Here is a 15,712-nt window from a genome sequence, read left to right on the forward strand (position 1 = left end):
TGAGGTGAAGAAATATGTTGACTCGTCCAAAATTAAAAACTAGCTTTAAATATTTTGAATTTCTAAATAAAAATAATGAGCATACATTATTACTGTCTGAAAGAAAGGCTAATTTCCTCAATGGTTCTGTATATCAAATGTTAATTCCATTAATTAATGGCAAGTATACAGTTGATGAAATTGTTGACTTACTTATGCAAAAAAGTATATCTGCTAGTGAAATTTATTATGCTCTGATGGTCATGGAAAAAATGGGCTATATTATTGATAGCAATGAATGTCTACCATCTAATTTAGAAATTTTTTGTGAAAATTTAAATATTAATACACAGATTGCTTATCAAAGATTACAAACAACTAAAGTAGCAATCAAATCTTTTAGCTCTTATCTTCCTGTTGATGAATTTAAAAATACTCTTGAATCTTTACATATTGGAGTAACATCCGAATTAGGAGATATAGAGATAGTTTTAACTGATGATTATTTGCATAATGAGTTAAAAAGCTTTAACGAGGAAGCCTTAAAATTAAATAAGCCTTGGATGTTAGTGAAACCAGTAGGCACAATAGTTTGGATAGGGCCTATCTTTATTCCTGGTAAAACAGGTTGTTGGCATTGTCTAGCTCAACGTTTGCGAAATAATAAACCTGTAGAAAGATTTATCGAAAGACATCAAGGAATGTCCACATCTTTAACTCCTCCTCTGGGTTCGTTAGCTACCACTTATCAAACTGCATTAGGAATGGCTGCTACTGAAATTTTTAAATGGATAGTTCAAGGTGAAAATAAACGCTTGGAGGGGATGCTAGTTACCCATGACACTATTTCTTTAGAAATACAAAACCATGTTTTAGTAAAGCGTCCTCAATGCCCATGCTGTGGTAATAGCAATGGATTTAATGCTGAACCATATCCAATAGTTTTAGGACATCGGCAGAAAACATTTACATTAGATGGAGGACACCGATGTATTTCTCCAGAGGAAACATTCAAGAAATATCAACACCATATTAGTCCTTTAACAGGAGTAGTTAGAGGGCTAGGTAAAATAGATCAAAATTTCCACACTTTAATTCATACCTATGTAGCTAGGCATCACTTTGCTACGATATTTGATGATTTAAATGCTTTACGGCAAAATATTAGCGGTAGAAGTGCAGGAAAAGGAAAAACTGACCAGCAAGCAAAGGTTAGTGCCTTATGCGAAGCTATTGAACGGTATTCTGGGGTATTTCAAGGAAATGAAAATAGGCAAACAGGAAGTTATCAACAACTTATAGATAAAGCGATTCATCCTAATGCCTGTATGAATTTTAGTGAAGCACAATATAGCGATCGCCACAACTGGAATGCAAATTGTTCTGGCTGGTTCCAAAAAATTCCTGAACCTTTTGATGAAGAAAAAGAAATTGAGTGGACACCAGTTTGGTCTTTAACTCATCAAGAATTTAAGTATTTACCAACAGCCTATTGTTATTACGGCTATCCTAACTTGTTAATGCCTGAGTGTTGGGCTGACTCTAATGGTTGTGCTGCTGGTAATACTTTAGAAGAAGCAATCCTTCAAGGTTTTCTGGAATTAGTAGAACGTGATTGTGTGGCTTTGTGGTGGTATAACCGACTCAAAAAACCACAGGTAGATATAGAAAGTTTTGAAGACCCTTATTTTCTAGCTCTCAAGAAATATTACCAAACAATTCATCGGGAACTGTGGATTTTAGATATTACTAACGATTTAAACATCCCAACCTTTGCTGCTATCAGTCGCAGAACAGATAGCCCAGCAGAAGATATTATCCTTGGTTTTGGCACTCATTTTGATCCGCAGATTGCTATGAGCAGAGCTTTAAGCGAAATAAACCAAATTCTTCCTAATGTTTTATCTGCGAACGCTGATGGTAGTACGAAATATCCTGCTTCTTCAGATTCCCTCGCTCTTAAATGGTGGAAAACAGCAACAGTAGAAAATCAATCTTATCTGTTTCCCGATAAAAATATCACACCTAAATTATGTACTAATTATCCTCATAATTGGAGCGAAGATTTACTGGAAGATATCATGCTCTGTCAGCAATTAGTTGAAAAGAATGGTATGGAAATGCTGGTTTTGGATCAAACCCGTGCAGATATTAAACTGAGGGTAGTTAAAGTAATTGTTCCGGGAATGCGTCATTGGTGGAGACGTTTAGGTTCAGGTAGATTGTATGATGTTCCTGTAAACATGGGTTGCTTGAAGCAGCCACTAACTGAGAATCAACTTAATCCTTTTCCCATGTGGATGTAATAGTTAATTGAAATTAAGTGATAGATTAATGGTAAAAGAATATTCAATTATTGATGCAGATTCCCATGTATTTGAACCTTTTGATATGTGGGCAAAGTATTTAGAACCTGCTTATAAAAGCTTTGCACCATCACCAGACATGAAAATTCAAGGTGAAGATATTTATTATAAAGCTTCCGGTGAAGTTGTCGCTCAATGGAATAAACAGATCATGCAAGCTCATCCAATGGCTCGACTTAATGGCTTCACTAATGAGCTTCATGTTTTAGAAACAAAAAGAATGGGCGCTGATATTTCTTTTATTTACCCAACATTGGGAATGTCAATCATAGCAATTGATACGATGGAACCTAATTTAGCAGGTGCATTTACCCGCGCTTACAACAACTGGTTGTACCAAGATTTTTGCAGTTATGACCCAAAAATTCTTAAAGGAGTAGGGATGATTAATCTTCATACGCCTGAAGAAATGGTATCAGAGTTGCATCGCATTGCAGAATTTGATTGCAAAGCAGTCTGTTTACGTCCCAACCCAGTTAAGGGAAGGTTATTGAGCGACTCTGCTTATGAACCTTTTTGGACAGAGTGTGAACAACTGGGAATAGCCGTCAGCATTCACGAAGGCACTCATAGCCGCTTGCCTACAGTTGGTGCAGATAGGTTCAATACTCGTTTTGCCTTGCGTTCTTGCTCCCATCCTATGGAGCAGATGATGGCTATGCTTGCTTTAATTGAAGGAGGAGTACTAGAACGTCATCCTCAGCTAAGAGTAGGTTTTCTAGAGTCTGGTTGTGGTTGGTTAGTTTACTGGCTATGGCGTTTAGATGAAGAGTATGAATGTCATTACTGGGAAGTTAAGGATAATGTCAAGCTCAAACCTTCAGAATACTTTAAACGCCAATGTTTTATCGGGTATGAACTAGGAGAACCTGGCGTTGAGTCGGTAATTAAGTATATTGGTGCAGATCAGTTAATTTTTGGTTCTGACTACCCTCATGTTCATTGGAGTCAAACAGAAGGAGAAGGTGGATGTTTCCACATTCAAAAAACTCTTCACGAACTACTACCAGAAGAAACTGTAAAAAAAATTCTTTGGGATAATCCGTCCCGTTTTTATGGTTTACAATAATTTTTCTTTGCTTATACTCAGCAGCATATAATTAAACTAGGATTACAGGAAATATTCATAAATAAATTACTCTGCTAGATACTTTAAATATTGCAACATAATCCATACCAATTATGAATACCATTGCTGGCTGCCAAATTATAGCCAAAATCTATGAAAGTGCTAACTCTTTAGTCTATAGAGCTATACGTAGCCAGAATGGTCAGCCTGTAATATTGAAGATTCTTAAAGAAGATTATCCTCTGCCATCAGAATTGATTAGGTATAAACAAGAATATGAAATTACCCATTGTTTAAATTTAGATGGGGTAATCCGAGCTTATGAATTACACAGATATAAAAATAGTTTGCTTATAGTTTTGGAAGATTTTGGTGGTGAATCTTTAAAAGTATTAATGCAAAGGCAACAGTTTACATTAAGAGAGTTTTTGACACTTGCTATCAAAATTACCGAAAGCTTGAGTGCTATTCATACTGCCAATATTATCCATAAAGATATCAACCCGTACAATATCGTTTTTAACCCAAAAACTGGACAAATTAAAATTATTGATTTCGGCATTTCTAGCATTTTACCGAGAGAAAACCCGATAATTCGTAATCCTGAACATTTAGAAGGAACCTTAGCTTATATTTCACCAGAACAAACTGGCAGAATGAATCGGGTGATAGATTACCGGACTGATTTTTATTCTTTGGGAGTGACTTTTTATGAGTTACTAACTCAGCAATTACCTTTTGTAACTACTGAACCTATAGAGTTGGTACATTGTCATATAGCTCAATTACCTCTACCACCACATATTGTAGTAGGGGAAGAAATTTGCCCTAAAATTATCTCAAATATCGTCATGAAATTAATGGCGAAAACTTCAGAAGAGAGATATCAAAGTACTGGGGGAATAATAGCAGATTTAAAAACTTGTCTGAATCAATTAGAAAAATCTGGTAAGTGTTCTAATTTTAGTTTAAGAAGCCAAGATATTTCAGATAAGTTTAAAATATCGCAAAAACTCTATGGTAGAGGAAAAGAAGTAGAGCAGCTATTAACAACTTTTGAGAGAGTAAGCCTTGGCTCGACAGAAATGGTAGTTGTAGCTGGTTATTCTGGTAGCGGTAAATCAGCTTTAGTTCAGGAAATTCATAAAGCAATTGTTCAGAAACAGGGTTATTTTATTTCCGGTAAATTTGACCAATTGCAGCGTGATATTCCCTACACTTGCCTGATACAAGCATTTCAACAATTAATTCAGCATTTACTCACAGAAAGCCAGACGCACCTTTATAAATGGAAACAGAAATTATTAGCAGCACTTGGAACAAATGGTCAAGTTATTATTGATGTTATTCCTGAAGTAGAATTAATTATTGGCAAACAACCTTCAGTACCACAGTTAAGCTCAACTGCATCTCGAAATCGTTTCAACTTAGTTTTGCAAAAATTCCTGGGTGTATTTACAAAAAAAGAACATCCTTTAGTTATTTTTTTAGATGATTTACAGTGGGTAGATTCTGCTTCTTTAAAATTAATTGAACTATTCATGGCTAATATCGATAGCCAATACCTTTTAATGATTGGAGCGTATCGAGATAATGAAGTTAGCTCTACTCATGCTTTGATGCAAACTTTAGATAAAATTCAAAATGCTGGAATTAATCTAAATAAAATTATTGTCCAGCCTTTGAAGTTAGAGAATGTAGAAGAATTAATTGCTGATACACTGGGTTGCTCAATTGAAGAGTCAAAAACCTTAGCTGAACTAGTATTTAATAAAACTGATGGAAACCCTTTCTTTTTGACTCAGTTACTTCAAGCTTTATATACACAAGAATTTTTGTTATTTGATCATAGTAATCGTTGTTGGCAATGGAACATTGCAGAGATTCAACGGGTAGAGATAACTGATAACGTAGTTGATTTAATGGTGACTAAAATTGAGAGGCTAGATAAAAGTGTTCAAGATTCTTTAAAGTTAGCTGCTTGCATTGGTAATGAATTTGATTTAGATGTACTTGCGATAGTCAATGAAAAGTCTCTTAGAGATACAGCTATTGAACTTTTCCCAGCTATTCAAGAAGGCTTAATTATACCTCTGAGTGAGGCGTATAAAATTCCAATTCTTTGGCGGGAACAAAAGAGCGATCGCACAGTAATATCTTCTGCTAAGATACCTGATGTTCCAGCTTCCATATCATACAAATTTTTACACGACCGAGTTCAGCAAGCTGCTTATACTTTAATTCCAAATGAGCAAAAGCAAGAAGCTCATTTCAAAGTCGGTCAACTTCTGTTAGAAAATATTACACAAGATAAATTAGCAGAAAATATATTTAATATTGCCAATCATTTAAATATCAGTTTATCTTTAATTACTAATCAAACAAAAAAAGATAATCTGGCTCGTCTAAATTTAATAGCAGGTAGAAAAGCTAAGAATGCTGCTGCTTATGAAACAGCTATTAGATATATTAAAATTAGCTTAGAATTACTTTCAGCAAATACTTGGAATGTTCAGTATGAATTAACATTGGCTCTTTATGTAGAAGCTGTAGAATTACAATACCTGAATACTAATTTTGAGGAAGCTGAAAATCTATCTAATATTGTCTTATCCGAAGCTAAGTCTCTGCTTGATAAAGTCAGAATTTATGAACTCAAAATTCAATCTTATATTGCTAAAATTCAAATGCAACTAGCTATAAATACTGCATACCAAGTTTTAGCACAGCTAGGAATTAATCTACCTCAAATACCAGACATCACTCATATTAATCAAGAGCAAGAAACTGTAAAATTACTTTTGCAAGATAAGCAAATTGAGGATTTGTCTAATTTACCAAAGATGGCAGATCCGTATAAACTTGCAGCAGTCAGAATCTTAATGATTGTTACTACTGCGACAATTATTAGTAATCCTCTTTTATATTCTTTAGTAACTTTAACGGCGGTGAATCTTTGCATTAAGTATGGTAATCCACCACAAGCTACTAGTGTTTATACTTTTTATGGCAAACTTTTGTGTGGAATGATGCAAGATATTGATACTGGTTATCGATTTGGTCAATTAGCTTTAAACTTACTAGAAAAATTTGATATTAAAGAAGCTAAACCACTCGTATTCCACTATACAAGCGGTTTTATTCGACACTGGAAAGAACCTATTCGTGAAGGTAGCATAATTGAAACATTACAAGAAGCTATTAACATAGGACTTGATACAGGACATATAGAATATACTTCTTATGCAGCTTCAGCATATTGCTTATTTTTAATGTTTAGTGGATATAATCTTGCCGAATTAAATCATAAATATCAAGAGTACATTAATTTAAATATTGAGTTAAAACAACAATATACAATTTTCTACATGAGAAACTGTAGAAGTATTGTTGTTAATTTAATAAATGAATCTGAAGACGGAAATTTTGCCATAATTGGAAATTCTCTGGCAGAAGAGCAAAAATTACTAGAGCAATGGAATCAAAACAAGGCTGTATGGTTATTATTTAGTGCTTATTTAGCGAAAACAATATTATATTATCTATTTCATGACTATCACCAAGCTGTTAGTTATGCTATTCAAGCAAAAAATAATTCAGAGAGTTCTGCTTCTTATATAGTTGCAGTACAACATAATTTCTACTATTCCCTGGCGCTACTTGCTTGCTGCTTTGATAGAGAAAATAATTGTCAAGATGAATTTTTAGCAAAAGTAGCATTGAATCAAGAGAAAATGAAAATCTGGGCTAATCATTGCCCAGACAATTATCAACACAAATATGAATTAATAGAAGCAGAGAAAGCACGAGTATTAGGACAGCATTGGGAAGCTCAAGATTTTTATGAAAAAGCTATTCAAGGAGCAAAAAAACAAGGCTTTATTCAGGAAGAAGCTTTAGCTTATGAACGTGCGGCAGAATTTTATCTCTCTATTGCCAGAGAGGAGATAGGACAGTTATATATGAAGAATGCACACCATTTTTATGCCTACTGGGGTGCAGCAGCTAAAGTTAAAGATTTAGAGTCTAAATACTCACATTTTTTTGTGGGTGTAACAAAACGAACGGGTGCTGAAACTATTAATACCACTTACTCTACTACTAACAGTAATATAGAAGTGTTAGACTTAACAACAGTTATTAAAGCATCCCAAACTCTAGCTGATGAAATAATTCTCAGCAAGCTGCTCAAAAAGTTGATGAGGATCATCATTGAAAATGCAGGCGCTCAAAAAGGTTTATTGATCCTTGATAAGAATTGTAGTTTAGTTATTGAAGCTGAAGGTGTAGTTAATACAGAAGAAGTTACTACACTACAATCAATTCCTGTAGATACTGTTGATGCTGATAGTAAAAGACATCTTTTATCAACTACTATTATTAACTATGTATTTAACACACATAAAAATGTCGTTTTAGATGACGCTGCTAATCAAGGTCAATTTATTCATGATCCATATATTATTACTACTCAACCTAAATCTATCCTTTGTACACCCTTACTTTATCAAGGTAAACTTAGCGGTATTGTCTATTTAGAGAATAATTTAACCACTGGTGCATTTACTGTCGAGCGTGTCGAAGTTTTAAAAATTCTTTCGGCTCAAGCTGCTATTTCTATAGAAAATTCTCGTCTTTACGAACAATTAGAAGACTATAATCGGACTCTCGAACAAAAAGTTAAGGTAAGGACTCAAGAATTAGAAGAAAAAAATGATGAGTTAGCAAGTATATTGCAGACATTAAAAGCTACACAAGCTCAGATTATTGCTCAAGAGAAATTAGCTTCACTAGGAGCTTTAGCTGCTGGTATCGCTCACGAAATTAAAAACCCTTTAAATTTCGTGAATAATTTTGCTGAACTATCCATAGAATTAGCTCAGGAACTAGCAGAAGAGATTGAAAATCAAAAAGACTCTTTAGACTCGACAAGCAAAAAATATATAGAAGAAATTTTAAATGATATTAAACAAAATGCCCAAAAAATATATGAGCATGGCAAAAGGTCAGATAATATTGTAAGTGGAATGCTGATGCACTCACGGGGGCAAACTGGTGAGCGTCAACTAGTAGAAATTAACGTTTTGTTGGCAGATGCTATTGACCTAGCCTATCACGGAATGCGTGCCAAGAATGCAGCTTTCAAGATAACTATAAAAACAGACTATGATCCTAGTCTTGGTCAAATAAACGTCGTACCCGAAAATATTAATCGCGCTTTAATAAATATCATTAATAATGCTTGCTACGCAGCACATCAAAAGAAAATGTGTTTGCAAGAAAAAACAGAGTTTATCGCTGAGGAATTTGCACCTACGCTCTCAGTGAGTACAAAAGATTTAGGTGAGGAAGTAGAAATCTGCATTCATGATAACGGTGAAGGTATTCCGCCAGAGATAATAGATAAAATTTTTAATCCTTTTTTTACTACGAAGCCTACTGGTGAAGGCACCGGTTTAGGACTATCTATAACTCATGATATTATTGTCCAGCAGCATCAGGGAAAAATTAAAGTCAATAGTGAAGTAAATAATTATACTGAATTTATTATCACTTTGCCAAAGATGATTGGCTAAAAGAGGTAGTCTTGGTTAATGCTGAAGCGATCGCTTATCAACCACAAACCCAATTAAAATTACGTTTATATACTTTACAATATTACATTTTTCTAAATAAATTTTAGCAATAAAAAATCTTATAGCTGTAAGACGTTACCTTGATTAATATTAGCCTCATTTCTGCATAATATACTCTAGTTTTAACGATAATATTCTATAAACACTGTATTTTAATAGCTCTTTAAAATACATGTTTCATTCAATTTGTCAAATCATATTTTAGTAAATGAAGATCATGGTTGTAGATGACGAACAAGATGTCCAATTCTTGTTTAAACAAAAATTTAGGAGAGAACTTAAAGAAAATCAAATTAAACTATATTTTGCTTTCTCAGCAGAAGAAGCACTGGAATATTTACAAAGTAAGCGAACTAATTGTCTAAACTTAATTGTCACGGATATTAATATGCGTGGAATGAATGGTTTAGAAATGCTCAAACTAATTAAAGAAAAATATCCAGCTTTGAAAGTATTCATTATTACTGCCTATGGTGATGAAGAAAATTATTTAACTGCAAAACAGTATGGTGCTGATGGCTATATTACTAAGCCAATTGAATTTAATCAACTCAAGCAAAAAATCCTAAATTTATAAATTAGCTTAATCAGGTAATAAACTATGCCAGCTAAAATACTGGTTGTGGATGATGAGCCTGACTTAGAAATCTTGCTCCGTCAAAAATTTAGAAAAGAAATTCGACAGAACCAATTTAATTTATTTTTTGCACATAATGGTATTGAAGCATTAGAAATAATTCAAATAGAGCCAGATATAGATGTAGTATTAACTGATATCTATATGCCGCAAATGGATGGATTAACTTTAATAAATCAACTTAATGAGTTATATCCAATGATTAAAGCGGTAATTATTTCTGCTTATAGTGATATTGATAATATCAGAGCTGCGATGAATCGCGGTGCTTTTGATTTTTTAACTAAACCGATTAATTTTCAAGATTTAGAAATTACTACTTACAAAACTCTGCAATATGTCCAGAAGATGAAAGGTATTAAGGAACAGGAACTAATAGCACAACAAGCTCAAGCAGAGTTATTAATTCGTCTACAAAAAGAAGTCACAGTACGCCAACAAACAGAAGCAGCATTACGCACCAGCGAAGCCAAGTTAGCTCAATTTTTAGAAGCTGTCCCAGTAGGCGTTTTTGTAGTTAACAGCAATGGTCAACCTTTCTATGCAAATCAGACAGCCCAACAAATACTTGGTAAAGGAATTGTACCAGAAACTACACCACCTCAATTGAGTGAGTTTTATCAAGTTTATATATCGGAAAAAGAACAGTTATATCCTACAGAAAAGCACCCAATTGTACGAGCATTGAACGGTGACAGTATCACTGTTGAAGATATGGAAGTTCGCAAAGGCGACAATATTATTCCTTTGGAGGTGTCAGCTACACCAATTTTTGATGAACAAGGAAAGATTATTTATGCCATAGCTGCTTTTCAGGATATCACACAACGCAAACGCTCAGAAGCAGAGCGATCGCAGTTAATTTGGGAATTAGGAATTAAAAATCTAGCTTTGCAAAATACAAAAGAAGAATTAGCCCAATCTAACCAAAATTTAGAACAAAAAGTTAATGAACGCACGCAAGAATTAACACAAACATTGGCAATTCTCAAAGCTACGCAAGCAGAATTAATATTTGAAAATGCACTGCTGAGAAGTGCTGAACAAGCTTCAACTTTTGATTATCAAGTTGGCGGAAGCTTACCTATGGATGCACCGACTTACGTGGTGCGTTCCGCAGATCGTTATCTTTATAAAGCGTTAAAATCTGGAGAGTTTTGTTATATCCTCAATGCCCGACAAATGGGTAAATCAAGCTTGATGGTACGCATGATACACCATCTTCAACAAGAAGGATTTAGTTGTGCAGCAGTTGATATTACTCGTTTGGGTAGTGAAAATACTACTCCTACTCAATGGTACAAAGGATTAATACTTGAATTGTGGCAGAATTTTAATTTGTTGGGTAAGGTTAATTTTAAAAATTGGTGGAATGAACAAAAAGATTTATCACTTATTCAATGTTTAGCTCGGTTTATTGAAAATATATTACTCAAGCAAGTTGATAGCGAAAATATTTTTATTTTTATTGATGAAATTGATAGTGTTTTAGCGTTAAATTTCCCTGTTAATGATTTTTTTGCGTTAATTCGTTTTTGTTATAATCAGCGTAGTCTTAACCCAGAATATCGACGGTTAACCTTTGCTTTGTTTGGTGTCGCTACACCATCAGATTTAATTAATGATTATCAAAGAACACCGTTTAATATTGGTAAAATAATTCAGTTAAATGGGTTTCAATTACACGAAGCTCAACCTTTACTGCAAGGATTAACACCAAAAGTTAGCAATCCTCAGTTAGTGCTGAAAGAAGTATTAGCTTGGACAAATGGACAGCCTTTTTTAACGCAAAAGCTTTGTAAAATTATCCGGAGTTATACCTCGGAAATACCGCCAAACTTGGAAGCAGTTTGGATGGAAAATTTGGTGCGATCGCATATTATTGACAATTGGGAATCTCAAGATGAGCCAGAACACTTGCGAACAATCCGCGATCGCATCCTCAAGAATACTCTCTACCCTGTTGGGTTACTAGAACTATATCAGCAAATTCTCCATCATGGGCAAGTGGGTGTTGTTGATAGTATACAAGAGAAGGAGTTGCTGTTGTCGGGGTTAGTAGTTAAGCAACAGGGAGTTTTGAAGGTTCATAATCGGATTTATGAACTGATATTTGATAGTAGTTGGGTTGAGGATTCTGTTACATTAATTATAAATTAGATATTCTCCTATAATAATTTTGGCTCCCAGGAACGCTTATTTTTTCCTTTGGTGTTATCTTGTAAGCTTCAAATGATAAAGTAACCTCTTTCCTACTATCTACTTGAAGACGAGTAAATTTTATTTGATAATTAGCTTCTTCTTTTAAATTAGCAATATTGTTAAACCTCTGTGACTGGCCTGTACCTATTTCTAGGGAATCTATGCTTTTAGTTCCTAAATGAGTAACCTCAATAAGTTCAGCTTTGACTGCTTCTCCACCCTTTACTTTTATTTCAAAATAATCGGCATCGGAGATATCAATATTAACAATCTGACTTTTTTCTTCCGGTTTTATAGTACAGTTAGGCATTTTTTGCTCTCCTAAAAAATTTATTAAATTATATTTATAAATGTATCATCCTTTTTGGATTTAGCACAACGTAGACCTGTATCTTCAGCTTGAGAATCTGGTAAAGCACTCTGACGAACTGTAATTTTTCTTCCTAGAAATCTTAAAGTTAATGGCTGATTTAATTTTAAAATTTCAGAATTGATATACCAAGGCTTTTTAGATAGTTGAAAATTGAATTGCTTAAAAAAATAAGATGAAGTCCACTCCCACGAGGGGAGAGTAGATGAAAAATTTTGAGAATTACGTGCAGCTTTTTCCCATTCTAATTCAGTTGGCAAGCGTCTTCCCAGCCAGTCGCAATAGTCATTGGCTTGAAAAGCTGTAACTCCAACAACTGGTTTGTCTAGATTATTTTTGTCAAGAAATAATTGTGGTTGCATTACTGGTCTAGAACAAGCTCCATAACTAACACATAAACCATACTGATGATTAGAAACTTGATGCTTATCAATTTCAAAATCATCAAGATTGATCTGTCTTACTGATATCTCATTACCACGAGGATTCTTTGCCCCAAAGTAAAATTTACCTGCTGGTATCTTCACTGTTTCTCCTAAAGAATATGCTTCTAACCGTAATTTTTCACGATAAGCAAAGTAGCTGATGAAAAGGATAGTAATGATAGTCATAGCACCAGCCAGGCATTGCCAACCAAGCCGTGCTTGTTTCTCCCGTTGTAGTTCTCGTTGTTGCCTTTGCTCTTGCTCTAAAGCCGATCGCTCTCTCAACTCCACACAAGCACTGATATAATTAGCCTCAAGCTGGTTCAAAAATCCAGCTTTCTTTAATAACGTCTCAGCATCTTCTAACCTCCCGCCTCGATGTACTAAATAATTTTCGTCTGTTGGTTTTTCTTCCCACTCAAACGCAGCCTGACGGATAGTTTCACGCAGTTGTAAACCAGTCCGATTTTCATTCAACCAATCAATTAATCTTGGCCAGTAGCGGATTAAAGCTTCATGAGCAACTTCCACTTCTTCAAGATTTGTAGACTCATCTACACTCGTCACTACGAGCCGCGCACCTTCCCCAGCCAATCGCTGCACCAGATTTTTAGTTCCCATCAACTCCCCACCTACAGGTACTAGCTCCTCTAACCCAACACGCCGTCGTGTATCCCGGCGTTGCTCACCTTGTACAGCTTCTTCATCCAAGCGGGTGAGGCGCACAAAGATATTCTTGATTTGCTCTCGTGCTTCTGGTTGTGAACGATTGTAAACATCATCGGCAGTTTGAGAAATTGCCTTTTTCACACCGCCAATTGCCTCATACTCTACACAACGCAACCATCTGCCGTGTCGCCGTTTCCACAACTCTAGCAGTGCGTGTTGCAGCAGTGGCATAGCACCTGGCTCACCTTGAACATCCTCTAAAATACTGTTACTCAAGCCAGCTTCAAAACGTAACCCCACTTGAGCAGCCTGCATTTCCATTGCTTTTCGCAGTTCTGAAACGTTCATCGGCGCAATTAATTTTTGCCTTGCTTCCATCAACTCTTTGAGTTCTTGGTAAGGCGCACATTCTCCCCAAAAGTCTGCTCGCATCGTAATTACGACTTTCTGCTGCTGAGTCAGGCTTAATACTTGCTCGATAAAGACGAGGCGTTGAGCTTCATCAGTGCAGAGGGTGAACAGTTCTTCAAACTGGTCAATTACTAGGATTAGGGATTGACGTAACCCCCTAACCCCCTTTTCTTCATGGGAAGGGGTAAAATTCAAAGCCTCTCTCTCTGCGGAGGAGAGGTTTGGAGAGGGGTTTTCTAAATAAGGTGATAGACTTATTTGCAGTTGTTCGTTGGGATTGCTACTTGGGGTCATGTAAGCGATCGCCAAACTTGGCTGCTGTTGTTGTAAAGCCGGAATCAGCCCAGCTAGTACCAATGAAGATTTACCACTCCCAGAAGCACCTAACACAGCTAAAAAGTTGTGTTCAGTCAGCTTTTGTTGCAGTTGGGCAATTAATTCGTCACGCCCAAAGAAGAACTCGCGGTTTTCTTGGCGGAACGGATATAAGCCTAAAAAGGGACAGCGAGAATCGTAATTTGGTGGTTGCTTGTCTAACGCTAAAGCATGAAAGCTGATATCTATGGCTTCATCGCAGAGATTGTCTATTTCAGTTAAAGCCTGCTCTCGTTCTTGACGCGCTTGCTTGCTCAAGGCGGAGACATCTGCAACTATAATGTTTCTTAGCTTTTGTGCTTGCTCCTCAAATGGATGGGAGAGTACAGGCGATCGCTCTGACAGCAATTTTTTCAGATGTTCCAAGCCATACTCAATTTCTGAGTTAGTCAGTGCGCGGTCGAGTTGGTCGCTGAATAAAGGTCTTGCACCTAAGCGACTGAACAAAGCCGGGACAGTAATATCACCGCGCTCGGCTAAACTAGCTGTGGCTTCATGCAGTGCTATGTCCACTTCTCCCGATGCTTTGAGTTGCCGATAAAAGTTTTCTGCTAATACCTGGGCTGTTTTAATTGTTACCTTATCGGTCATTGCCACCACCGCAGGCATACCCAAATCCCGCACCAAGCGTTGGGCTAATCCTCCTAATCCACCCTCTACTCCAGGGCTGGCACTTTCGCAAGCACACAAAAAGGCAAAATGCGGTAATCCTCTAGCTCCCCGTAAAGGGTCGAGCCGTTCTAGCAAGCGTGTTGCTGTGACTGGCTCAACTGTATTATCAGCTTTTGCCCAGTAGAGGACGGTTTCGCCATCATCCAATAACTTACCGTGACAGACAAAATGCAGTATGGTGTATTGCTTTGTCCGGTCAGTCAGTTGAGAACACAGAGCGTCAAGAGTTGGGGGAGCGATCGCACCTTCCACCGTCGCCAGCACATCAGTCGGGATATTGCCTAAAGCAGTTCGTACACTGTCAACCGTAGCCTTGGCATCAAATTTAGCTAAATTATACTTGTCTGCATCCGTGGGGCTGGCTACCAAGACCAAGGCTCGCAAATCACGCCGTCCAATTGGCGGAAAACGGCGATCGGTAATTGCGGGGATGTAGAAAGAAAAAGGCGATCGCTGTTGGAGAGCTAACAACTGCCAATCCCCATCAATTGGGGCGCATAGCCTTTCCCAACGCCAAAATTTTAGTTCGCTGTCTGCGGCTTCGAGAAACAGCAGAACCCGCAGAGGGTTTTCACTCTCTCGCAAAGCACTGACAAAAGCATCGCGTATTTGACCCTGAAACAACGCTTTGCCCAAGACTGTACCATAATCCTTTGGTCTTCCCAGCAGGCTTGTCAATTGTTGAACATCCTCTAGAGTTACCACCAGAGTGCCTTCACTGCGAATTGGTAGCAGTTCACCAGGGCGACTGTGTTCTGCAACTATCGGCCAGCGATCGCCTGATTTGCGTTGAATGGTAATCTCAAAGGTGTTCATTGCTGAAATAGGCTAATTCTTTGGATATTGTCGCAGAGATGGCGATCGCTGTTACGAACATTAGCACTGGGATTGTTCAGATCGT

General features: G+C 36.5%; 7 protein-coding genes. 5 read left to right on the top strand and 2 right to left on the bottom strand.

The window, feature by feature from the left end:
* Positions 1-14: 14 nt before the first annotated feature.
* The 5 genes from H6G75_RS08130 to H6G75_RS08150 all read left to right on the top strand — a co-directional run bounded on the left by H6G75_RS08130 (position 15) and on the right by H6G75_RS08150 (position 11,847).
* Positions 15-2,285, top strand: coding sequence for a TOMM precursor leader peptide-binding protein (locus tag H6G75_RS08130; RefSeq protein ID WP_190979445.1), 2,271 nt, complete (start codon positions 15-17; stop codon positions 2,283-2,285).
* A gap of 28 nt (positions 2,286-2,313) precedes the next feature.
* Positions 2,314-3,414 (top strand): amidohydrolase family protein, encoded by a 1,101-nt coding sequence (locus tag H6G75_RS08135; protein WP_190979446.1) that lies wholly within the window; start codon positions 2,314-2,316, stop codon positions 3,412-3,414.
* Between the two features lie 113 nt (positions 3,415-3,527).
* Positions 3,528-8,990: an ATP-binding sensor histidine kinase gene (locus H6G75_RS08140; RefSeq protein ID WP_190979447.1), complete on the top strand. Its 5,463-nt coding sequence runs from the start codon at positions 3,528-3,530 to the stop codon at positions 8,988-8,990.
* Positions 8,991-9,267: 277 nt separating this feature from the next.
* Positions 9,268-9,627 carry a response regulator gene (locus tag H6G75_RS08145; protein WP_199337756.1) on the top strand — a complete coding sequence of 120 codons (360 nt, stop codon included), beginning with the start codon at positions 9,268-9,270 and terminating at the stop codon, positions 9,625-9,627.
* Between the two features lie 24 nt (positions 9,628-9,651).
* Positions 9,652-11,847 (top strand): AAA-like domain-containing protein, encoded by a 2,196-nt coding sequence (locus tag H6G75_RS08150; RefSeq protein WP_190979449.1) that lies wholly within the window; start codon positions 9,652-9,654, stop codon positions 11,845-11,847.
* Here H6G75_RS08150 and H6G75_RS08155 read toward each other — a convergent pair.
* Both H6G75_RS08155 and H6G75_RS08160 read right to left on the bottom strand, forming a co-directional pair.
* Positions 11,837-12,199, bottom strand: a complete 363-nt coding sequence (locus H6G75_RS08155) for a hypothetical protein (RefSeq protein WP_190979450.1) — start codon at positions 12,197-12,199, stop codon at positions 11,837-11,839. The genes H6G75_RS08150 and H6G75_RS08155 overlap by 11 nt on opposite strands.
* Before the next feature lie 23 nt (positions 12,200-12,222).
* A complete protein-coding gene (locus H6G75_RS08160; protein ID WP_190979451.1) occupies positions 12,223-15,627 on the bottom strand; it encodes an SUMF1/EgtB/PvdO family nonheme iron enzyme in 3,405 nt (1,134 codons plus the stop codon).
* Positions 15,628-15,712 lie beyond the last annotated feature (85 nt).

Origin of the sequence: Nostoc sp. FACHB-280 (assembly GCF_014697615.1) — a bacterium.
GTDB lineage: Bacteria > Cyanobacteriota > Cyanobacteriia > Cyanobacteriales > Nostocaceae > Nostoc_B.